This window comes from Pseudomonas sp. FA-1, assembly GCF_056856075.1.
The window spans coordinates 220,584-241,351 of sequence record NZ_JBWXTH010000004.1 but is presented as its reverse complement, the minus strand read 5'-3'; the positions used below and the strand labels follow the sequence as shown (position 1 = coordinate 241,351).

19 protein-coding genes are annotated in these 20,768 nt (G+C 63.4%); 12 read left to right on the top strand and 7 right to left on the bottom strand.

Features of this window, described 5'->3' with window-relative positions; translation table 11 throughout:
- Positions 1 to 103 precede the first annotated feature (103 nt).
- Positions 104 to 946 carry a mechanosensitive ion channel family protein gene (locus AC1MHZ_RS09875; protein WP_324813576.1) on the top strand — a complete coding sequence of 281 codons (843 nt, stop codon included), beginning with the start codon at positions 104 to 106 and terminating at the stop codon, positions 944 to 946.
- 179 nt (positions 947 to 1,125) lie between these two features.
- Positions 1,126 to 2,367, top strand: coding sequence for an MFS transporter (locus AC1MHZ_RS09870; protein ID WP_084855800.1), 1,242 nt, complete (start codon positions 1,126 to 1,128; stop codon positions 2,365 to 2,367).
- Positions 2,368 to 2,453: 86 nt separating this feature from the next.
- Here AC1MHZ_RS09870 and AC1MHZ_RS09865 read toward each other — a convergent pair whose 3' ends face one another.
- Together AC1MHZ_RS09865 and AC1MHZ_RS09860 are read right to left on the bottom strand one after the other, a co-directional pair.
- Entirely contained in the window at positions 2,454 to 4,001 is a 1,548-nt protein-coding gene (locus AC1MHZ_RS09865) for an AmpG family muropeptide MFS transporter (protein ID WP_084855801.1), read from the bottom strand.
- 44 nt (positions 4,002 to 4,045) lie between these two features.
- A complete protein-coding gene (locus AC1MHZ_RS09860) occupies positions 4,046 to 4,399 on the bottom strand; it encodes an MGMT family protein (protein WP_324813581.1) in 354 nt (117 codons plus the stop codon).
- Positions 4,400 to 4,552: 153 nt separating this feature from the next.
- On the opposite strand from AC1MHZ_RS09860, the gene AC1MHZ_RS09855 reads away from it, so the two are divergent.
- From AC1MHZ_RS09855 to groL, 5 genes are all read left to right on the top strand, one after another.
- Positions 4,553 to 5,560 carry a DUF481 domain-containing protein gene (locus AC1MHZ_RS09855; RefSeq protein ID WP_482966303.1) on the top strand — a complete coding sequence of 336 codons (1,008 nt, stop codon included), beginning with the start codon at positions 4,553 to 4,555 and terminating at the stop codon, positions 5,558 to 5,560.
- Positions 5,561 to 5,670: 110 nt separating this feature from the next.
- Complete coding sequence (locus tag AC1MHZ_RS09850) at positions 5,671 to 6,402, top strand: HugZ family pyridoxamine 5'-phosphate oxidase (protein WP_084855804.1); 732 nt, start codon at positions 5,671 to 5,673, stop codon at positions 6,400 to 6,402.
- Positions 6,403 to 6,469: 67 nt separating this feature from the next.
- Entirely contained in the window at positions 6,470 to 6,931 is a 462-nt protein-coding gene (locus tag AC1MHZ_RS09845; RefSeq protein ID WP_324813589.1) for an FxsA family protein, read from the top strand.
- Positions 6,932 to 7,206: 275 nt separating this feature from the next.
- Complete coding sequence (locus AC1MHZ_RS09840; RefSeq protein ID WP_012274036.1) at positions 7,207 to 7,500, top strand: co-chaperone GroES; 294 nt, start codon at positions 7,207 to 7,209, stop codon at positions 7,498 to 7,500.
- A 48-nt stretch (positions 7,501 to 7,548) separates the two neighbouring features.
- A complete protein-coding gene (gene groL / locus AC1MHZ_RS09835; RefSeq protein WP_084855806.1) occupies positions 7,549 to 9,192 on the top strand; it encodes a chaperonin GroEL in 1,644 nt (547 codons plus the stop codon).
- 160 nt (positions 9,193 to 9,352) lie between these two features.
- Here groL and AC1MHZ_RS09830 read toward each other — a convergent pair whose 3' ends face one another.
- Complete coding sequence (locus AC1MHZ_RS09830) at positions 9,353 to 10,081, bottom strand: phosphatase PAP2 family protein (protein ID WP_482966302.1); 729 nt, start codon at positions 10,079 to 10,081, stop codon at positions 9,353 to 9,355.
- Positions 10,082 to 10,259: 178 nt separating this feature from the next.
- On the opposite strand from AC1MHZ_RS09830, the gene colR reads away from it, so the two are divergent.
- The 5 genes from colR to AC1MHZ_RS09805 all read left to right on the top strand — a co-directional run bounded on the left by colR (position 10,260) and on the right by AC1MHZ_RS09805 (position 13,981).
- Positions 10,260 to 10,943, top strand: a complete 684-nt coding sequence (gene colR, locus AC1MHZ_RS09825) for a two-component system response regulator ColR (RefSeq protein ID WP_043213544.1) — start codon at positions 10,260 to 10,262, stop codon at positions 10,941 to 10,943.
- Positions 10,933 to 12,261 (top strand): sensor histidine kinase, encoded by a 1,329-nt coding sequence (locus tag AC1MHZ_RS09820; RefSeq protein ID WP_482966301.1) that lies wholly within the window; start codon positions 10,933 to 10,935, stop codon positions 12,259 to 12,261. The genes colR and AC1MHZ_RS09820 overlap by 11 nt, the downstream gene beginning before the upstream one ends.
- Positions 12,262 to 12,369: 108 nt before the next feature.
- Positions 12,370 to 13,050: a class I SAM-dependent methyltransferase gene (locus tag AC1MHZ_RS09815; RefSeq protein WP_368829555.1), complete on the top strand. Its 681-nt coding sequence runs from the start codon at positions 12,370 to 12,372 to the stop codon at positions 13,048 to 13,050.
- Positions 13,051 to 13,055: 5 nt separating this feature from the next.
- Positions 13,056 to 13,757 carry a lipopolysaccharide kinase InaA family protein gene (locus tag AC1MHZ_RS09810; RefSeq protein WP_084855810.1) on the top strand — a complete coding sequence of 234 codons (702 nt, stop codon included), beginning with the start codon at positions 13,056 to 13,058 and terminating at the stop codon, positions 13,755 to 13,757.
- Positions 13,754 to 13,981 carry a hypothetical protein gene (locus tag AC1MHZ_RS09805; protein ID WP_084855811.1) on the top strand — a complete coding sequence of 76 codons (228 nt, stop codon included), beginning with the start codon at positions 13,754 to 13,756 and terminating at the stop codon, positions 13,979 to 13,981. Before AC1MHZ_RS09810 ends, AC1MHZ_RS09805 begins: the two co-directional genes overlap by 4 nt.
- Before the next feature lie 246 nt (positions 13,982 to 14,227).
- On the opposite strand, the gene AC1MHZ_RS09800 is transcribed toward AC1MHZ_RS09805, so the two are convergent.
- The 4 genes from AC1MHZ_RS09800 to AC1MHZ_RS09785 form a co-directional block, all read right to left on the bottom strand.
- Positions 14,228 to 17,260 (bottom strand): multidrug efflux RND transporter permease subunit, encoded by a 3,033-nt coding sequence (locus AC1MHZ_RS09800; protein WP_324813599.1) that lies wholly within the window; start codon positions 17,258 to 17,260, stop codon positions 14,228 to 14,230.
- A 13-nt stretch (positions 17,261 to 17,273) separates the two neighbouring features.
- Positions 17,274 to 18,425: an efflux RND transporter periplasmic adaptor subunit gene (locus AC1MHZ_RS09795; RefSeq protein WP_084855813.1), complete on the bottom strand. Its 1,152-nt coding sequence runs from the start codon at positions 18,423 to 18,425 to the stop codon at positions 17,274 to 17,276.
- Between the two features lie 163 nt (positions 18,426 to 18,588).
- Entirely contained in the window at positions 18,589 to 19,686 is a 1,098-nt protein-coding gene (locus AC1MHZ_RS09790) for a DUF1513 domain-containing protein (protein ID WP_084855814.1), read from the bottom strand.
- Positions 19,687 to 19,688: 2 nt separating this feature from the next.
- Positions 19,689 to 20,753: an imelysin family protein gene (locus tag AC1MHZ_RS09785; protein WP_084855815.1), complete on the bottom strand. Its 1,065-nt coding sequence runs from the start codon at positions 20,751 to 20,753 to the stop codon at positions 19,689 to 19,691.
- Positions 20,754 to 20,768 lie beyond the last annotated feature (15 nt).

Sequence of the window (20,768 nt, the reverse complement as noted above, 5' to 3'; positions counted from 1 at the left end):
GAACCTTGATGGCCTAGTGATGTCCATCGGAACCTGGGGCCGCGAGATCTTCGCGGCCTGTTTTTTTCGTGTACATGCCGTTTGGCATCAGGAGATGAAATAGATGGACTTGAATGCTGAAGTGGACCAGCTGGTCCGCCAGTCGCAGACCTGGATCCCGTTGATCATGGAATACGGCAGCCGTGTGCTGCTGGCATTGGTGACCCTGGGCATCGGCTGGTGGGTGACCAACAAGATCAGTGACCGCCTGGGCCGGCTAGTGGGCCTGCGCGCGCCTGATCCCGCATTGCAGGGTTTCATCAAGACCATCGCCAACATCGTGTTGAAGGTTCTGCTGGTCATCAGCGTGGCCTCCATGATCGGCATCGAGACGACCTCGTTCGTGGCGGCCATCGGTGGTTCGGCCCTGGCCATCGGCCTCGCCTTGCAGGGCAGCCTGGGCAACTTCGCCGGAGGGGTGCTGATCCTGTTGTTCCGCCCGTTCCGTGTCGGTGACTGGATCGAGGCCCAAGGGGTCAGCGGCACTGTCGACAGTATCCAGATCTTCCATACCGTGCTGCGCACCGGTGACAACAAGACCGTGATCATGCCCAACGGCAATCTGTCCAACGGCATCATCACCAACTACAACCGCCAGCCGACCCGCAAGGTGGTGTTCGACGTGGGTGTGGATTACGACGCTGACCTGCAAAAGGCTCGCAACGTTCTGTTGGAGCTGGCCAAGGACCCGCGCGTGCTGCAGGACCCGGCTCCGGAAGCCGTGGTGTCGACCCTGGGCGACAGCGCCATTACCGTCTCCCTGCGTGCCTGGGTCAAAACCGCCGACTACTGGAACGTGATGTTCATGCTCAATGAACAGGCCCGTGATCGCCTGAAGGCCGAGGGTATCGACATTCCGTTCCCGCAGCGGGTGATCCGCGTGGTACAGGAAGCGGCTGCGCAGTAAAGCCGGTGTTCCTGGGGCTGCTTTGCAGCCCTTTCGCGGGGCAAGCCCACTCCTACAGACGACTGTGGGGGCGGGCTTGCCCCGCGATGCGTTGGTAGCCATTACACTTGTTCACAGCCTCGCCCCGCCGTTTCTGGCATATAGGCTGGCCCCTCCTGTTTTTCAAGCTGTCTTCGACCATGAAACCATTGCTGTACATCACGCCCCTGCGTGCCTTGCTGTTCGGGCTGACCTTGGCCCTGTTCGAATTGCTGACCTACCTGGCCAGCGATGCGGTCATGCCCGCCATGCCGGTAGTGGTCGACGATCTGAAGGCCAGCCCCGAATACATTCCCCATGCCCTGAACCTGTACCTGCTCGGTGGTGTGCTGCTGCAGTGGCTGATCGGCCCCTTGGCCGACCGCTATGGGCGGCGGCCGCTGCTGCTGGCCGGTTGTGCGTTCTTCGGCCTGGCGTGCTTGGCCACCTACTGGGTGCACGACATTGGCCTGTTCAACCTGCTGCGCCTGTTGCAGGGCATTGGCCTGGGCTTCGTGGTGACGGTCAGCTACCCGGCGCTCAACGAGGCATTCAGCGAGGCCGATGCCGTGCGCATGATGGCCCTGTTGGCCAACATCGCCCTGTTGTCGCCGCTGCTGGGGCCGCTGGTGGGGACCCTGATGCTGCAATGGCTGGATTGGCGCTGGTTGTTCGTGGCGTTTGCCGTGGGCGCTGTACTGACCTGGGCGCTGCTCTACCGATTGATGCCGGAGACCCTGGGCGTGGAGCGCCGCGATGGTTCGCGCCTGCCGTTCACGCCGATCCACCTGCTGCCGTTGCTCGCCGGTTATGGCCAGCTGCTGGGCAACTCTCGCTTCGTCGCGGGCAGTGCGGCGCTCGGGCTGGTGGGCTTGCCGCTGATCGGCTGGATCGGCCTGTCCCCGGTGTTGCTGATCACTGACGAAGGTTTGAGCACGATGGAGTACGCCCTGTGGCAGTTGCCGGTGTTCGGTGGGTTGATCCTGGGCAACCTGATCATCAACCGTATCGCCGACCGCTACCCCTTGGCCAGCCTGGTGCGCGGGGCGCTTTGGCCATACCTGGCAGGGCTGTGCCTGATGGCGCTGGCGACCTGGTACTGGCCGACGGTGACCAGCCTGGTAGCGGGCATGTCGCTGTATGCGCTGGGCTTGGGTGTGGCCAATGCCGTGTTGTATCGCATGACGCTGTTCGCCAGCGAGCAGAGCAAGGGGCTGGTATCGGCGATGCTGGGGATGATCACCATCGCCCTGCTGGGGCTCGGTGGCGCGGTGCTGGCGATGCTGGGGGCGGGGGCGAGCCTGGTGCACTTTGCCCTGGGCGCCGGCCTTGCCGGAGCATTGGCGCTGTGGCCGTTGTGGTTTGTGGTAGGCGGGCGTCGGGACCAAGGTGCTGTGGTCTAGGTCCTAGGGCCGCATCGCGTAGCAAGCCCGCACCTACAGGGACTTACCCCCTCTGTAGGCGCGGGCTTGTCCCGCGATGGGCTGCATCAAGGCTGCTCGGCCGCGGAATTGTCCACAGGCGCCGGCTTGCCACGCCCGGCCTCTTGGTGCCAGTGCAGGGCGATCAGGATCAGCGTCGGTACGCCCAGCAGGGCCGTGATCAGGAAGAAATCGTGGTAGCCGAACTTCTCCACCAGCACCCCTGAGTAACCGCCGATCAGACGCGGTAGCAGCAGCATGATCGAGCTGAGCAGTGCGTACTGGGTGGCCGAGAACTTCAGGTTGGTCAGGCTCGACAGGTAGGCCACGAATGCCGAGGTGGCAAGGCCCGAGCTGAAGTTGTCGAGGGAGATGGTGACCACCAGCATTTCCAGGTTCGGGCCCATGTCGGCCAGCATCAGGAACAGGATGTTGGTCGCCGCCGAGGCTGCACCACCGATGAACAGGATCGGCAGGATGCCGAAGCGTACGATCAGCAGGCCGCCGGCCCCGGCACCGACCAATGTCATGATCAATCCGAAGATCTTGCTGACGCTGGCGATCTGGTCCTTGGTGAAGCCTTGATCGATGTAGAACACGTTGGCCATCACGCCCATCACCGTATCGGACATGCGATAGGTAGCGATCAGCCCGAGCAGCAGCAACGCCTGCCAGCGATAACGCAGGATGAAGTCGTTGACCGGCGTCAACACCGGTGCCAGGCCTCTTCGGCCCAGGGACGACAGGCAAGCCCAGGTCAGCAGCACATAGAGGATCAGGCGCAGGAAGGCACGATCCTCGAGCAGCAGGTCGAGCATGGTCGCATCACCAGCAATCACGCTGGACCAGCCGGTATTGAACATCTGCGTGAAGCTCGCCGGCACCGACACCAGCAGAATGATCAGCACGAACACCGACGCCAGCTGGTGGACCAGGCCGTAGCGCGCAGCCGACAGCTGGGTACGCATCGGCACGGGCGGCTCGCGCATCACCAGGGTGGTGAACACCGCAGGTAGCATCAGTACGCCGAACAGCACATAGGTGCCGGTCCAGGCCTTGTGCAGGTAGCTGAAACCGGTGGAGCCGAACCATTCGGCGAAGAACAGCGCACCGGCCGTGGCGAGCAGGGCCGCGACACGGTAGCCGGCCATGTAGCTGGCAGCCAGGGCGGCCTGGCGCTGGTCATCGGCGATTTCCAGGCGGTAGGCATCCACGGCGATGTCCTGGGTCGCCGAGGCGAAAGCCACCAGCACGGCCAGGGCGATCAGCCAGGACAGGTGTTTCTGTGGATCGCACAAGCCCATGCCGACCAGGCCGACCACGACCAGGGCCTGCGACAGCAACAGCCAGGAGCGGCGCCGGCCAAGGCGACCGAGCACCGGCAGGCGCCATTGGTCCAGTAGCGGCGACCAGACCCATTTGAACGCGTAGGCAAGGCCGATCAGGCTGGCATAGCCGATGGTCTCGCGTGCTACGCCTGCTTCCCGAAGCCACACGGAAAGCGTCGAAAACACCAGCATGTAGGGCAGGCCGGCAGCGAATCCAAGCAGCAAAAGCACCAAGGTCGACGGGCTGGCATAGGCAGCGAGCGCAGCGCGCCAGGTTTTACGGGGCATGGGCCAACATCTGCCTCAACATTTGCGAAAACAAAGCGCGCACTCTAACCGCTGTGCTCCATCGGACGCCAGCCATGACGCGACATATCGACGCGATTGTTCACGACTGCAACGCCTTCTGCACGCAGACGAGCACGCTGTTCATCCCCCGATGGCGTGCCCAGCGCCAGGCTCAGGCGGCCGCCTGCACCCAGCACCCGGTGCCAGGGCAGGCGGGTGTCCACCGGGAGTTGCCCGAGCGTGCGCCCGACCCAGCGGGCTGCGCGCCCCAGGCCGGCCAGCTCGGCCAGCTGGCCATAGCTGACGACCTTGCCGGGCGGAATCTGGCCAAGCACCGAGTAAAGCGCCATTCGTCGGCCCTCGGCATCTTCCGCTGGCCCAGGAAGGGGCGCCGGCATCACTGCAGCCCTGGCCTGTGGATGAAAGCGGACCGGCGGTCGGGGTAAATGAGAGTTGAACTCAACGGCATGGTCTGGGTCTGTCCTTGCTCTGGTCGTGGTGATCTGGATAATGCCCGGCTTTTTTTGGTAAATCGAACCCGTAGTCAGCTTATGTATTCTAGAACCCTGCTATGCATCCTTGCCGCTTCACTCTGCGCGCCGGCGCTCGCCGACACCGTGTGGATGAAGAACGGCGACAGGCTCAGCGGCAAGATCAAGGTCTTCGATGGCGGCAAGTTGTTGCTGGAAACCCCGTATGGCGGTTCCATCGCCCTGGACTGGAAAGAAGTGCAGACCCTGGAAAGCGACCAGGCACTGCTGGTCAAGCAGGACGCCTACAACGGCGAGAAGACCAAGTCGCTCAAGGCTGCCGAACCGGGCAAGGTGACCCTGGCCAATGGCGAGGCGCCCAAGACCGTGGACCTGGCGAGCATCGAACAGATCATGAAGCCCAAGCCATTGGTCGAGGACTTCCTGTGGAAGGGCAACGTCGATGTGGCCATGGACTACAAGCGCGCCGAGAACGATACCGACGACTACGACGTCAGCTTCAAGACCACCGCGCGCCATGGTCGCTGGCGGCACAATGCCGAAGGCGAATACAACCGTGAGACCAAGGACGACGTCACCACCACCAACAACTGGAGCGCCGAATACGCCCTGGACCGTTTCATCACCGACCAGTGGTTCTGGCAGGGGCGCATGGAATACAAGCGCGACCACATCGAGGACTTGGCGCGCCAGCGTACCGTCGGTACAGGCCCGGGCTACCAGTTCTGGGACGACGAGCTGGGGGCGTTCTCCCTCGGTTCGCTGATCAACCGCACCGATTTCGAATACCGGGACGGTGGCAAGGACAATTTCTATTCCGCGGCGCTGAAGTGGGACTACAACCGCTACCTGATCGGCAAGAGCGTCGAGATCTTCACCAATGGCGAATTCGGCAAGCCTCTGGGTGGCGTGGCCGATTACTCGCTGGATGCCGAGGCGGGCCTGCGCTACAAGGTCACCGAATGGGCCTCGCTCAACCTCAAGGCGGAGAAGGACATCATCAGCGGAACCCGGGACAGCGACCTGGACAAGACCCGTTACACGGCCGGCTTCGGGGTGACCTGGTAGGGCGCAAGGTGACTCGCGCCTGCAACGGGTGTGACAAGGCGGCGATTGGCAGTGGGCAGTGATAGTGCTTATCTTGTCCGCATCCAGTCCGCCGCCCAGGAGCGCGCTTCGTGAGTAACAATGCCATCCGCCCCGCCCGGGAACTGCTGCTCAAGGAATACCGTGGCGTCCTTTCGACCCATTCCAAGTCCATGCCCGGTTTCCCCTTTGGTTCGGTGGTGCCGTACTGCCTGGACGGCGATGGACACCCGCTGATCCTGATCAGCCGTATCGCCCAGCACACCCATAACCTGCAGAAGGACGCTAAGTGTTCGCTACTGGTAGGCGAGCGCGATGCCGAGGATGTCCAGGCCGTGGGGCGGCTGACGATCATGGCGCAGGCCCGCAAGCTCACCGACGAAGCCGCCATCGAGGCGGCGGCCGAGCGCTACTACCGCTACTTCCCCGATGCGGCGAACTACCACAAGGCGCACGACTTCGATTTCTGGGTACTGGAGCCTGTACGTCACCGCTACATCGGCGGCTTCGGCGCGATCCACTGGCTCGACCAGGTGACCCTGGCCAACCCCTTCGCCGGCCAAGTCGAGGCGAGCATGGTCGAGCACATGAACAACGACCATGCCAATGCCATCGCCCACTACGTCGAGCTCACCAACCTGCCGCGCACGGCGCCGGCGCAACTGGTGGGCATCGACAGCGAGGGCATGCACCTGCGAATCGGTCAGGGCATCCACTGGCTGGCGTTTCCCACTGTTTGCAATACGCCGATACAGGTTCGCGAAGCCTTGGTTTTACTGGCTCGCGCCGACCAATGGCCGGTTGCGGCGAAGGTCGAGGGTTGAAAACAGGCACACACGCATCCATCTGATGGTCTTATTGGAAGGTTTTCTTCCGCCGAGGATCCCTTGAATGCGTGCTTTTCTACTGCTGTTCCTGATTTTTCCGGTGCTGGAGCTGTTCGTCTTCGTCAAGGTCAGCGCCGCCATCGGTTTCTTCCCGGCGCTGCTGTTGATCATCGCCGGTTCCGCCCTGGGTGTGCTGGTGATGCGCGTGGCAGGCCTCGCGACCGCCCTGCGTGCCCGTGAAAGCCTGCAGCGCGGCGAACTGCCCGCCGAGGACATGTTCCAGGGCATGATGCTGGCCGTCGCTGGCGGCCTGCTGTTGTTGCCCGGTTTCATCAGCGACGTGCTGGGCCTGCTGTGCCTGTTGCCGTTCACCCGCCACCTGGCCGCACGCAAGATGCGCCAGCGTGCCGAAGCCCAGGCCATGCGCCAACGCGCCTTCCAGGACGACCCGTTCCAGGCGCAGCCGCGTGACGGTGGTCATCGCCCGAATGTGATCGAGGGCGAGTACGAGCGCCGCGACAAGTAATATCGCTGGGGCCGCTTCGCGCCCCTTCCGTGGCTTTGTGCCAGGAAGGGGGGGCGAAGCGGCCCAGTTTTTTTGCCTGAAAAAAATTTTTACGTACCAAGCCTTGTAATTGATTTCGCCGACCACATGTATGGGTCACCGCAAGGTTTCTGGTGGCAACACCAGACATATATACGGGGTTCGCCCGGGCGAGCCCCGACCGGCAACGCCGGACCGTATCAACCCGCCGGTATCGACACCGGCCGATGAAAACCACAATTTGGGAGAGATCGACAATGAAGCTTCGTCCTCTGCATGACCGCGTCGTCATCCGTCGCAGCGAAGAAGAATCGAAAACCGCTGGCGGTATCGTCCTGCCGGGTTCGGCCGCTGAAAAACCAAACCGCGGCGAAGTCGTCGCCGTCGGCACCGGTCGCATCCTGGAAAACGGCGAAGTACGCGCGCTGGCCGTGAAAGTGGGTGACAAAGTGGTTTTCGGCCCCTACTCGGGCAGCAACACCGTGAAAGTCGATGGCGAAGACCTGCTGGTCATGGCTGAAAACGAAATCCTGGCCGTCATCGAAGGCTGATTTCCCCGACTTCCCGTTACTCCAAAGATTTTCAAGGAATAAACGATCATGGCTGCTAAAGACGTAAAATTCGGCGATTCCGCTCGTAAGAAAATGCTGGTTGGTGTCAACGTTCTGGCTGACGCCGTCAAAGCGACCCTGGGCCCGAAAGGCCGCAACGTGGTCCTGGCCAAGAGCTTCGGCGCGCCGACCATCACCAAGGACGGCGTTTCCGTCGCCAAGGAAATCGAGCTGAAGGACGCCTTCGAGAACATGGGCGCCCAGCTGGTCAAGGAAGTCGCTTCCAAGGCCAACGACGCTGCCGGTGACGGCACCACCACCGCTACCGTCCTGGCCCAGGCCATCGTCAACGAAGGCCTGAAGGCCGTTGCTGCCGGCATGAACCCGATGGACCTCAAGCGCGGTATCGACAAGGCCACCGCCGCCATCGTCGCCGAGCTGAAGAACCTGTCCAAGCCATGCGCCGACTCCAAGGCCATCGCCCAGGTAGGTACCATCTCCGCCAACTCCGACACCTCCATCGGTGAGATCATCGCCGAAGCCATGGAAAAGGTCGGTAAAGAAGGCGTGATCACCGTTGAAGAAGGCTCGGGCCTGGAAAACGAACTGTCCGTCGTTGAGGGCATGCAGTTCGACCGTGGCTACCTGTCGCCGTACTTCATCAACAAGCCGGACACCATGGTTGCCGAGCTGGAAAGCCCGCTGCTGCTGCTGGTCGACAAGAAGATCTCCAACATCCGCGAGCTGCTGCCTGTTCTGGAAGCCGTTGCCAAGGCCGGCCGTCCGCTGCTGATCGTTGCCGAGGACGTCGAAGGCGAAGCCCTGGCCACCCTGGTGGTCAACAACATGCGCGGCATCGTCAAGGTCGCTGCTGTCAAGGCACCTGGCTTCGGCGACCGCCGCAAGGCCATGCTGCAGGACATCGCCACCCTGACCGGCGGCCAGGTCATCTCCGAGGAAATCGGCCTGACCCTGGAAACCACCACCCTGGAGCACCTGGGTAACGCCAAGCGCGTGATCCTGTCCAAGGAAAACACCACCATCATCGATGGCGCCGGTTCCGACGCCGACATCGAAGCACGCGTCAAGCAGATCCGTGCCCAGATCGAAGAGACTTCCTCGGACTACGACCGTGAGAAGCTGCAAGAGCGTCTGGCCAAGCTGGCTGGCGGTGTTGCCGTGATCAAGGTCGGTGCTGGCACCGAAGTCGAGATGAAAGAGAAGAAGGCTCGCGTCGAAGACGCCCTGCACGCTACCCGTGCAGCCGTCGAAGAAGGCGTGGTGCCTGGCGGTGGTGTTGCCCTGGTGCGTGCCCTGCAAGCCGTTGCCGACCTCAAGGGCGAGAACGAAGACCAGAACGTTGGTATCGCGCTGCTGCGTCGCTCGGTCGAAGCTCCGCTGCGTCAGATCACTGCCAACGCCGGCGACGAGCCAAGCGTTGTCGCTGACAAGGTCAAGCAAGGTTCGGGCAACTACGGCTACAACGCCGCTACCGGCGAATACGGCGACATGATCGAGATGGGTATCCTGGACCCAGCCAAGGTCACCCGTTCGGCCCTGCAAGCCGCAGCTTCGATCGGCGGTCTGATGATCACCACCGAAGCGATGGTTGCCGACCTGCCGGAAGACAAGCCAGCAGCTGGCGGCATGCCAGACATGGGCGGCATGGGTGGCATGGGCGGCATGATGTAAGCCAGCCTTACCCTCTGCTGTAACAAGAAAGCCCCGCCTAGTGCGGGGCTTTTTTGTTACAGCAGAGGGCCGCTTTGCGGCCCTTTCGCGGCTACGTGGTCACGCTTTTTTGTAGGAGCGGCCTTGTGCCGCGAAAGGGGCGCAAAGCGCCCCCGTTCATTCAGGCAACGCTACCTTGTGCTTCGGGCACCGTCACTGTTCCCCGGCGATACAGCACCAGGTAATAGCACCCCAGCCCGATCATCCAGCAGAACACCGCTGTCCACAGGTTGTGCGACAAGAAATGCGCGCCCTGCAGCATGCGCCCGATCGACAGTACCGTACCGGTGGTGAACGCCAGCATGAAGGCGGCGCGCGCCAGGCGTGGGCGCCGGTCGCGCAGGACGAAGAACAGGGCGAACAGGCTGAAACCGGTCGCCGCATGGCCGCCAGGCCAGCAGCGCCCGGGCTTGTCGGTGGCCGGGCGGTGTTCAAGCAGTTTGCTGTAGGTCTCCTTGCCGCCGAATTGGCTCAGGCTCCACGGGCACTGCACCTCGGTCGCGGCCTTGAGCGGGGTGACGAAGGCAGTGGACAACGCCAGCGACAATACCAGACAGCCCAGCTCGCGACGCCACCCGAACAGCCGTGACCAGAAGCAGCTGGCCACGAAGGCGACGATCGACAACAGGCCCAGGCCGATGACCACCTGCTTGACCCGGTCGTGCAGGATGTTCTCCAACAGGTAGCTGTGACGGCCGATGAACTGGCCGGCGACCGGGTCGAAAGCCAGCTTGGCCACATCCATGTCCAGGGACGTCCATTCCAACAGGATCAAGGCCACGGCGGTAGCCAGTGGGATGCCCAGGTACAACCACAGGTTGAGTGGGCGGGGGCGGGGATGTTGCTGCATGACGGCTCCAGGGGCGATAAATGCCGGCCATTGTCGGCTTGCCGCTATGCTGGGTTCGTGAAGGATGGGTGAAAAATCCGTCAGCCTCCTGGATCGATGCCCAAGACTGGCGCCGCGCGGACGATGGCCTTAAGCTGCGCCTGCCGCGCAGAGCGAAAGCGCCGCACAGGAGACCCCGATGCGCATTCTACTGGTTGAAGACAACCGCGATATCCTCGCCAACCTGGCCGACTACCTGGGCATGAAAGGCTACACCGTCGACTGCGCCCAGGATGGCTTGTCCGGGTTGCACCTGGCCGCCACTGAGCATTACGACCTGATCGTGCTCGACATCATGCTGCCGGGCATCGACGGCTATACCCTGTGCAAGCGCCTGCGCGAGGATGCCCGCCGCGATACCCCGGTGATCATGCTGACCGCCCGCGATCAGCTCGATGACCGCCTGCAGGGCTTTCGCTCCGGTGCCGATGACTACCTGCTCAAGCCGTTCGCCCTGTCGGAGCTGGCGGCGCGCATCGAGGCGGTGCTACGCCGCTCCCAGGGGGGCGGCCGCCGTACCCTGCAAGTCGCGGACCTGAGCTATGACCTCGATACCCTGGAGGTCACCCGCCAGGGGCGCCTGCTCAAGCTCAACCCGGTCGGCCTCAAGCTGCTCGCCGTGCTGATGCAGAAGAGCCCCCATGTGCTGCGCCGCGAGGTGCTCGAAGAAGCCTTGTGGGGCGACGACTGCCCCGACAGCGACAGCCTGCGCAGCCATGTCCACCAACTGCGTCAGGTGATCGACAAGCCGTTCGAAAAACCGCTGCTGCATACCGTCCATGGCGTCGGCTATCGCCTCGCCGAGGGCCGTGATGGAGTTTAAGCAGAGCCTTGCCCAGCGCATCATCATTGCTTTCGCGCTGATGAGTGCGCTGGTGGCCGGCGCCTTCGCCTTCGGTATCGTCGCCACCGTGCACCTGGTCGAGGAGCGGCTGATTTCCGCCGTGCTCGGTGGGGACCTGCAGCGCTTGCTGCGTATGGACAGTATCAGTGACTGGAGCCATCGACCGCGCCCTGACCAGCTGTTCTACTTCAGCGGAGGCCGCGACGATTTCGAATTGCCCAAGGACCTGCGCCATCTGAAGCCGGGTTTCCACGAAGTGTTCCGCGACCAGCTGTCCTACCACGCCATGGTGGAGATCGTCGACGGTCGCCATTACGTACTGCTGCAGGACCAGAGCGACTTCGAAGAGCGCGAGCGGGTGCTGTTCGCCGTCGTGGTCGTAGGGTTCATGCTCAGCCTGGTGCTGGCCGTGACCCTTGGCTGGTTGCTGGCCAGGCGCGTGATGGCGCCGGTCATCCGCCTGGCCCGACAGGTGCGCCATCGTGACCAGTTACTGGGCCTGGCGCCGCCCTTGGCCCCCGATTACGCTGCGGACGAAGTCGGCCAGCTGGCGGTGGCCTTCGACGATACCTTGGGCCGCCTGCGCGATGCCCTGACCCGCGAGCGGCTGTTCACCAGTGACGTGAGCCATGAACTGCGTACGCCCTTGATGGTGCTGGCCACCTCCTGCGAATTGCTGATGGAGAACCCGAACCTCGACAGCCGTTCGCGCAGCCAGGTGGAGCGCATCGCCCGGGCGACCGAGGAAATGCGCGAGTTGGTCAAGACCTTCCTGATGCTCGCCCGGGCCCAGCGCGACGAAGGCGCGGTAGCTTCCCAGGCGACCTTGAGCGAGGTGGCCGACGACTTGATCGGTGTGTGGCGCGACACCATCGAGCAGAAGGGGCTGACGCTCTACTACGACGGCCGCATCAGCGCCGGTCGGGTGCTCTATAACGCCACGTTCCTGCAATCGGTGATGGGCAACCTGCTACGTAACGCTGCCCATTACACCGACAGCGGTTACATACGTCTGAGCCTGGAGCCCGCCGGCTTCAGTGTCGAGGACAGCGGCGTGGGTATCCCGGAAGAACAGCGCGAAGCCATGTTCCGCCCCTTCGTGCGTGGTGACGAGCGTCGTGGTGAAGGCCTGGGCCTGGGGTTGTCGCTGGTGCAGCGGATCTGCGATGACCAGGGCTGGCGGGTCACCCTGACGGCAACCCAGCCCCATGGCTGCCGTTTCCAGGTGGACCTGAGCCAGGGCAAGACCCCTGCCGAAGATAGCGAAACCGGTGACCAGATACCGGTTTCCCGTTGATTTTTCGGAAATATCCTGTTGCAGGGCTGACGTAATTTTCACATTCGCATGACCTGATTCCAACGCTTGGCGCCCTAGAGTGAGCGCACTTGGAGTCAGGAGAGCACCATGCGTAGCCCCATCAAACTCGAATTTTCCGAGAAGTACGACCGGCAGCACGCCCAGGAGTACTTCCTCAAGCACCAGGACGGCCTGGCGCGTCGCCTCTCGCACCAACGCGACGAGCAATTGGCGCGCCGTGCCCTGGCCTTGGCCGGGGAGCCGGGGCTGGTGCTGGACCTGCCATGCGGTGCCGGCCGCTTCTGGCCGCTGCTGGCGGAAAAAACCAATCGAGTGATCATCGGCGCCGACAACTCCGCGGCGATGATCGAGACCGCCTGTGCCTCGCAGCCGGCAGACGTGGTGTCACGGGTACGCCCCTTGCAGACTTCCGCCTTCGATATCCAACTGCCGGACAATGCGGTCGACAACATCTTCTGCATGCGCCTGTTCCATCACATCGGCGAGGCCGCTCATCGCAAGGCGATTCTCTCGGAGTTTCACCGGGTTAGCCGCGACAGCGTGATCCTCTCGCTGTGGGTCGATGGCAATTTCAAGGCGTGGCGTCGCAAGAAACTTGAGCGCCGTCGCAGCGCCAAGGCGGAGCAGGGCAGTTACCAGAATCGTTTTGTGTTACCAGTTGATACAATCGAAGAAGAATTTATGACAGCAGGTTTCCGTATCCAGGATCGCCTGGACTTCCTGCCGTTCTACGCCATGTGGCGGGTATACGTATTACGCAAGGGGTAGGTTTCATGGCAGTGGCCGGCAATACAGCTTCCCAGTTCGAGTTCTACTGGAGCCAGCAGGGCGAATGGGTCGAAGCACCCAATCAGCGCCGTGGCGGCGAAAGTGGCGTGCAACGTTTGACCGCTGCGGGTGGGCAGTTGCTGTATGCCAAGCGCCAGGTCGGGCATATCTATCGCAGCCTGCGCCATCCCTTCGGCCGGCCGACGGTATTACGTGAACTGGACGCCTTGCACAGCTTCGAACGATTGGGCGTGCGCGTACCGCGTATCGTCTTCGCCGGCGCTGAACGCGGTACCGATCATCAATGGCGTGCGCTGTTGGTGAGCGAGGCCCTGGACGGTTTCGTCGACCTGGACACCTGGCATGCCGAGGGTGCCGTGGAGCGTTACCCGCAAGCGCTGCATGAACGCCTGCTCAAAGACCTGGCGGACAACCTGGCGCGCATGCACCTGGGGCACTGGCAGCATGGTTGCCTGTATGGCAAGCACGTATTCGTCAAAGTTGTCGGCGAAGGTGAACAGGCCCGGGCCGAAGTCGCCCTGCTGGACCTGGAAAAGTGCCGGCGGCGCATCAGCTGCCAACGTGCGGCCTACAACGATCTTCGCCAGTTGCGGCGCCATTCGTCATTCAATGAGGCGCACTGGCAGACACTGCTCTATTTTTACCAGATGGCGTTTGGCAGCGCTGTCAAAGGGTTAGAGCAATGAAACTAGAAATCGCTCGAGCTTTGTTCCTGTTGGCTGCACTGGCGGTGACCACCGCGGCGGTGGCGGCCTGGGAAGAGCCGCGTCCCGCGGTGTTCAGCAAGGCAGAGGTCGGGGGGCTGTGCGCGGTGCCCCGTGAGGTGAAGCAGCAGGTGAGGGTCCAGCCGGACAACGACCTGTTGTTGTTCCTGTTCGGCATGCGCCAGGGGCTGCGGCCGTTCGGGTGAGCGAGCGCGTGATGGTTGAAAACGCCAGGGGTCCATGAAGGGCCCCTGGCGTTTTCATTCCGGCCCGATCGCCGGCAAGCCGGCTCCCACAGGTAGTTCGCAAGTCTTGAGAGCGGCGCAATCTCGGTGGGAGCTGGCGGCAGCCTGCGATGGGCTCCAGAATCTCCCACAGGTATAGCGTCCCGCTCAGGAGCAGTGTCATGTTGTGGGAGCCGGCTTGCCGGCGATTGGGGCCAAAGCAGGTAGTCAGGCGTGTACCGCTGTCCTGTGTGCCAACAGTGTGTAGATGCACGGCAACACGAACAATGTGAATAAGGTCCCGATCGACATCCCCGTAGCGATCACCATGCCGATATCGAACCGGCTGACCGCCCCGGCCCCGGTGGCGAGAATCAGTGGCACCATGCCGAACACCATGGCCGCGGTGGTCATCAGCACCGGGCGCAGGCGAATGGCGGCTGCCTCTTCGATCGCTTCGCGCACGCCCAACCCCTTTTCCTCACGCAACTGGTTGGCGAACTCGACGATCAGGATGCCATGCTTGCTGATCAGCCCGATCAGCGTCACCAGGCCCACCTGGGTATAGATATTCATGCTGGAGACCCCCAGGAACAACGGCAACAGCGCGCCGCAGATCGACAAGGGCACGGTCACCAGAATCACCAGCGGGTCGCGGAAGCTTTCGAACTGTGCGGCCAGCACCAGGAAGATGATCGCCAGCGCCAGGCCGAAGGTGACCCACAAGGCGCTGCCCTCCTGCACGAACTGGCGCGCCGCGCCGGCATAGTCGAAGGAAAAGCCTTCCGGCGCTTCCTCGCGGGCGATCGCCTGCACCGTCTGCAGCGCCTCGCCGATGCTGACCAGCGGGAAGCCTTGGATGATCGCCGAGTTCAATTGCTGGAACTGGTTGAGCTGGCGCGGCCGGGCGCGGTCGCTGACACTGATCAGGGTCGATAGCGGCAGCAGCTGGCCTTGGTCGTTCTTCACGTAGTAGCTGTTCAGCCAGCCGGGGTTGTCCCGGTAGGGCCGCTCGACCTGGGCGATGACCTTGTAGCTGCGCCCTTCGAGGGTGAAGCGGTTGATTTCCCCTTCGCCCAGCAGCGTCGCCAGGGTACCGCCCAGATCGTCCATGGATACGCCCATCTGCGCGGCCTTGGCCCGGTCGATGTTCACCACCACCTCCGGTTTGTCGAAGGCCAGGTCAATGTCCAGAAAGGCGAACTTGCCCGAGGCCTGGGCCCGCTCCTTGACCCGTTGGGCCACCTCCAACAGCGCCGGATAGTCGCCGGCGGTGTTGATCACGAACTGGAACGGCAGGCCTTCGCCGGTACCGGGCAACGATGGCAGGTTGAAGCCGAAGATCTGCAGGCCGCCGATTTCCTCGAGTTTGGCCTGCACCAGCGGCAGCAGCTCCATCTGGGTGCGTTCGCGCTCGTTCCAGGGCTTCAGGAGAAAGCCGCCGATGCCGCTTTGCACGCCGTTGAAGCCGTTGATCTGGAAGGATGAATAGTACTCGGGGAAGGTCTTGAACAGCGGTGTGAATTCATCGGTGTAGGCGTTGAGGTAGTCCAGGTTGGCTGTCTGCGGCGAATTGCTCATCATGAAGATCACGCCCTGGTCTTCGTCCGGCGCCAGTTCGTTATGGGTGAACATCAACAGCACCGGGATCAGGCACAGCACGAGCACGGCGAACACCAGCACCACCGGGCGACTGTCCAGGGTGCTGTGCAACAAGCGCTGGTAGCGAACCTTCAGCCCTTCGAACAGCACGTCCAGACGATGCGCCAGGCCGCTGGGGTTCTGCTCGTGGCGCAGCAGCAGGGCGCACATCATCGGCGACAGGGTCAGGGCGACGATGCCTGAAATGATTACGGCGCCCGCCAGGGTCAGGGCGAATTCCTTGAACAACGCGCCGGTCAGGCCTTCGAGAAAGCCGATGGGCGCATACACGGCCGCCAGGGTGATGGTCATCGACACCACCGGCATGGCGATTTCCCGTGCGCCTTCCAGGGCGGCCTCGAACGGTGTCTTGCCTTCCTCGATGTGCCGATGGATGTTCTCCACCACGACGATGGCGTCATCCACCACCAGGCCGATGGCCAGCACCATGGCCAGCAAGGTCAGCAGGTTCAGCGAATACCCCATCATCTGCATGAAGAACAGCACACCGATCATCGACAGCGGAATGGTCACCACCGGTATCAGCACCGACCGCAAGGCCCCCAGGAACAGGAACACCACCACGATCACGATCAGCACCGCCTCGCCAAGGGTCTTGATCACCTCGTCGATGGACGCCTGAATGAACAAGGTGGCGTCGTAGGCGATGGAAACCTTGAGGTTGGCGGGCAGCTCCGACTCCAGGGTGGGCATGATGCGCCGCACTTCCTTGATCACTTCCAGCGGGTTGGCTGCCGGGGTGGCCTTGATGCCGATGTAGACCGAAGGCGTGCCGTCGAAGGAGCTGACCGTGTCGTAGTTTTCCGCGCCCATTTCCACCCGTGCCACGTCGCCCAGCAGCACGCGCCGGTCACCGGCAGTCTTGACCGGTAGCTTGGCGAAGGCCTCGGCGGACTTCAGCTCGGTGGTGGCGTTGATGCTGGTGACCACGTACTCGCCTTTGACCTCGCCTGCGGCAGAGAGGAAGTTGTAGCGGCGCACCGCATCGGTCACATCGCTCGCGGCCAGGCCGAAGCCTGCCAGCTTCACCGGGTCGAGCCAGATGCGCATGGCGAACACCTGGTTGCCAAGGATCTCGGCCTCGGCCATGCCGGGCAGGGTGGCCAGCTTGGGCTGGATCACCCGCGACAGGTAGTCGGTGATCTGTGGGTTGCTCATCTGCTGGCTGTAGAAGCTGATGTACATCAGGGCCGAGGCGTCGGCCGCTTCCTTGCTCAGCACGGGGTCTTCGGCGTCCTGGGGCAGCTTGTTGCGTACTTCGTTGGCCTTGGCCAGCAGTTGGGTGAACAGGCGGTCGGTGTCGGCGCCGATACGTGCGTAGACGGAAATCACCGAGAAGTTCTGGCGGCTCACCGAGGTCATGTAGTCGATGCCGTCGGCGCTGGCCAGGCTCTGCTGCAACGGCTGGGTGATGTAGCCCTGGATGGTCTCGGCATTGGCGCCAGGGTAGGCGGTGGTCACCGTGATCAGGGCGTTTTCCATCTGCGGGTACTGGCGGATCTGCAGCTTGCTCCAGGCCTGGAAGCCCAGCAGCAGGATCAGCAGGCTGACCACGCTGGCCAGGACCGGGCGGCGGATGAACGGGTCGGTGAACGCCATGCCTGCCTCCTGCTCACTCGGCGCCGGAGGCGCCCTGGCCACCCTGCTCGAGCGCCTTGTCGGCACTGATACGGATGGCGGCGCCTGGGGTCAGCTTCAACTGGCCTGCGCTCACCACCTGCTCGCCAGCCTTGAGCCCTTCGCTCACCACCACCAGGCCATCGCGGCGCTCGCCGGTCTTGACCGTGCGTTGCTCGGCGATCAGCTGCGGCTGGCCATCGGCGTTCTTTTCCACCTGGCCGTCCTTGCCTTTCTTCTGGGTCACGACATACACCGAGTTGCCGTAGAGGGTATAGGTGATGGCACTTTCCGGGACCACCACCTGTGGCTGCGGATTGGGCAGCAGCACCAACAGGCTGGCGAACATGCCGGGCAGCAGCTTGCCGTCGGGGTTGGCCAGGGTCGCACGTACCAGCAGGTTGCGGGTGCTCTCATCGACCTTGGGGTTGATGGCGCTGATGCTGCCTGGGAAGGTCTGGCCCGGGTAGGCTGCCACCTGTACCAGTACCTGCTGGCCGAGCGTCAGTTGCGGCAGGGCCTGTTCGGGCACGTTGAAGTCGACGTAGAGGCTGGAGAGGTCCTGCAGGGTGGCGATGACAGTGCCGCTGGGCAGGTAGTCGCCCACATCCACCTGACGGATGCCGATGGTGCCGCTGAAGGGAGCGCTGATGCTTTTCTTGGCAAGCGAAGCCTTCAGTTGCTCGACCACCGCCTGGTTGCGCCGGTACTGGGCCGTGAGGCGGTCGAACTCGCCACGGGAGATGGCCGAGTCGCCGACCAGTTGGCTGCCCCGGCCGAAGTCGACCTTGGCCAGGCCCAGGTCGGCCTGCGCGGTGCCCAGCAGGGCGGTCTCCTGGTCGTGATCCAGTTGCAGCAACAGTTGGCCGGCCTTGACCTTCTGCCCGGACTCGAAGTGCAGCGACTTGACCGTGCCCGCCACCTCCAGGCTCAAGTCCACACCCTGCAAGGCCGTGAGGCTGCCGACTGCGGGCAGGCGCTCTTGCCACTGGCGCTGTTCGGCCCAGGCCGCAGCCACGCTCACCGGCGGTTTCGGGGCGGAGAACATCTGGACCTGCTGGTAGATCGAGAACGCCTTGATGCCACCCAGGGCCAGCACGATCAGCAGGACCACGGCCAACATGATCAGCATGCGGCGGCGCAGCATAGTTCCGGTTCCTTGGAAAAGGGTTGTTGTTCGTATGGCACGACAACGGGCGATCCTGCCCACGTGCGGATGGGGGAAGTATTGCCTGTTTTCTAGAGGAGGGGGAAGGGTGGATCGGCCTGACGGTCGGTTATTCCATTGGGCTGCAAAGCAGCCCAATGGCTCAGACCAGGTGCAGGTGGTTGTCCCAGAACCCGGACGGCAGGTTCAACGGTTGGCCGACCAGCTCGGTCTTGCGGCAATCATAGTAGCGGCAACGCCCCTGGCCGGAAGTCACCACGAAGCCATCCTTGACCGCGCCCACGCCCGCACAATCGGGCATCGGTGCGTCCAGCTTCACGGCGCCGCTGTCCAGGTCCCAGATGAACAGGCGGTTGGCCCGCGGGGCGGTCAGCGCGACCAGGCGCAGGTCGCTGTGGATGGCCACGCTGGCGGTGTACTGGGCCATCGACTGCAGTTGCCGCTCCGGCACCGGGAAGGCCTTGAACGGCTCGCCAGGGCGCTTGATCGCCAGCAGCTCGGCGGTTTCCTCGGCATCGCCCATGAACTGCTGGCAGGCGGCGATGGTGCCATCGCTGCCGATGGCCAGGTGGCGCACGCTGTTCATCTGCTGGGCCAGGGTCTCCTTGCTCAGCAAGGTACCGTCGCGGCGCATCAGCACCAGGCTCGGTTCCATGGCGTCGAGATTCATCTCCACACGGCTTTCGGCCTCGGTGCGGATGCCACCGTTGGCCACCGCCAGGGTCTCGCCGTCCGGCAGCCAGGCCACTTCGTGGGGGCCGATGCCGTGGGTGGAAATCTCGCCGCTGTGCACCAAGCGGTCACCCTCGAAGCGGTAGATGCCGAGCACGCCACGGCCGGGGTCGGTGGTGTCGTTCTCGGTGGCGTACAGCCACTCACCGCCCTTGTGGACCACCGCATGGCCATAGAAATGCCGGTTTGGCTGGGAGGCCACGGTCTGCAACAGGCGCCCGTCACGCAGGTCGACCAGGTAGCTTTCGGTGCCGGGGCGGCGGGCGACGAACAGGGCGATGGGCCGTTCAGGGTGGTGGATGATGGCGTGGCAACGCTGGGCGACCTGGGTGGCGAACACTTGGGTGCCGTCCAGGCGATAACCGACGGCATAATGCTTGCCGTCGCCGTCATCGCGCGCCGAGAGCAGCAGCGGTTCGCTGCCCTTGCTGCGCAGCAGGCTCCAGCCACCCAGGGTCAGGGCGCTGAGCAACACGCTACCGAGTTTGAGGGCCTGGCGTCGCAACATGATCAGTCACCGTCGTTGGCATTGAAGCCCAGCTGGATGTTCAACGCCTTGGCCAGCTCGCCTTCGTGCAGGCGGTGGACGACGTTGAGGCTGTCGTAGATTTTGTCCAAGGCCTGCTTGCCAGCGTCGTCGGCGAGCAGCTCGCCCAGGGTCCTCTGGTTGTCGGCCAGCAGTTTCAACGACGTGGCATAGGCGGTGTCGATCTTCTCGGCCAGAGCGTCCTGGTCTTTGCCCAACAGGCCGCGCAGGCCCTGGTTGTCGACCCCTACCCATACCGCCTGGGCGGCCTTGAGGCTGGCTTCCAGGCTCTTGAGCGAGGAGCTGCTGCGCCAGGCTTCGGCCTGCAGCGGCTGCGCGATGCCTTTGCTCTGGCGACCCATGGGGGCACCGAGCTTCTTCTTCAGGGTGTCCAGGGCCGTGACCTGGGCACGCAGCAGGTCGGCGATCGCCTCATGGGAGTCGGCGTAGCGCTGGTTGGGGAACTTGGTCATCTGCGAGAGCATGCCGTCGGTGCTGTTCCAGCCCTTGAGGATTTCCTCGGCCAGGGCTTTCTGGTGTTCGCCGATGGCCACCAGCAGCGGGCAGTAGCGGGCTTTCTGTTCCGGGGTGGCAACATCCGGCTTGCTGTCGAACAGGATGTATTCGTAGGCCGACAGGCCACGCACCACCACGCTGGCCTTGCCCAGTGCCGCGGCGTCGATCGGCTTGTCGCCGGCGACCAGTTGCTCGACCTGGCGGCCCACCAGGTTCTTCTTGTCCGGCCAGAACTGTACCTGCCAGGCGCGGTTGCCCTCGGCCAGTGGGCCTACCAGCAGCGGCTGGAGCTCGGCCCAGGCTTTCTGGGCGTTGAGGAAGTCGGCGCGGGCGCTTTCCAGCGAGGCCTTGCCTTCACAGTAGGCCAGGGCGCTGCTGGCCAGCTGGCGGTCGGCCTCGACCCAGCGGCTGTAGGTCGGCAGGATCACCTGCTTGGCGATGGCCGCGGACGTCACCGCCTGTGGGTCTTGCGGCGAACAGGCACCGAGGGCGAGTGCGGCGAGGCTGGTGAACAACAGTTTGGGTCGGAACATGCCCGGCTCCTTGCG

Bases quoted from the DNA above. Each gene is read 5' to 3' on its own strand.
- AC1MHZ_RS09845 (WP_324813589.1), top strand. From the start codon at position 6,470: ATGCGTGCTTTTCTACTGCTGTTCCTGATTTTTCCGGTGCTGGAGCTG.
- AC1MHZ_RS09820 (WP_482966301.1), top strand. From the start codon at position 10,933: ATGGAGTTTAAGCAGAGCCTTGCCCAGCGCATCATCATTGCTTTCGCG.
- colR (WP_043213544.1), top strand. From the start codon at position 10,260: ATGCGCATTCTACTGGTTGAAGACAACCGCGATATCCTCGCCAACCTG.
- AC1MHZ_RS09805 (WP_084855811.1), top strand. From the start codon at position 13,754: ATGAAACTAGAAATCGCTCGAGCTTTGTTCCTGTTGGCTGCACTGGCG.
- AC1MHZ_RS09870 (WP_084855800.1), top strand. From the start codon at position 1,126: ATGAAACCATTGCTGTACATCACGCCCCTGCGTGCCTTGCTGTTCGGG.
- AC1MHZ_RS09785 (WP_084855815.1), bottom strand. From the start codon at position 20,753: ATGTTCCGACCCAAACTGTTGTTCACCAGCCTCGCCGCACTCGCCCTC.
- AC1MHZ_RS09810 (WP_084855810.1), top strand. From the start codon at position 13,056: ATGGCAGTGGCCGGCAATACAGCTTCCCAGTTCGAGTTCTACTGGAGC.
- AC1MHZ_RS09800 (WP_324813599.1), bottom strand. From the start codon at position 17,260: ATGGCGTTCACCGACCCGTTCATCCGCCGCCCGGTCCTGGCCAGCGTG.
- AC1MHZ_RS09830 (WP_482966302.1), bottom strand. From the start codon at position 10,081: ATGCAGCAACATCCCCGCCCCCGCCCACTCAACCTGTGGTTGTACCTG.
- AC1MHZ_RS09865 (WP_084855801.1), bottom strand. From the start codon at position 4,001: ATGCCCCGTAAAACCTGGCGCGCTGCGCTCGCTGCCTATGCCAGCCCG.
- AC1MHZ_RS09790 (WP_084855814.1), bottom strand. From the start codon at position 19,686: ATGTTGCGACGCCAGGCCCTCAAACTCGGTAGCGTGTTGCTCAGCGCC.
- AC1MHZ_RS09795 (WP_084855813.1), bottom strand. From the start codon at position 18,425: ATGCTGCGCCGCCGCATGCTGATCATGTTGGCCGTGGTCCTGCTGATC.
- AC1MHZ_RS09860 (WP_324813581.1), bottom strand. From the start codon at position 4,399: ATGCCGGCGCCCCTTCCTGGGCCAGCGGAAGATGCCGAGGGCCGACGA.
- AC1MHZ_RS09840 (WP_012274036.1), top strand. From the start codon at position 7,207: ATGAAGCTTCGTCCTCTGCATGACCGCGTCGTCATCCGTCGCAGCGAA.
- AC1MHZ_RS09815 (WP_368829555.1), top strand. From the start codon at position 12,370: ATGCGTAGCCCCATCAAACTCGAATTTTCCGAGAAGTACGACCGGCAG.
- groL (WP_084855806.1), top strand. From the start codon at position 7,549: ATGGCTGCTAAAGACGTAAAATTCGGCGATTCCGCTCGTAAGAAAATG.
- AC1MHZ_RS09875 (WP_324813576.1), top strand. From the start codon at position 104: ATGGACTTGAATGCTGAAGTGGACCAGCTGGTCCGCCAGTCGCAGACC.
- AC1MHZ_RS09855 (WP_482966303.1), top strand. From the start codon at position 4,553: ATGTATTCTAGAACCCTGCTATGCATCCTTGCCGCTTCACTCTGCGCG.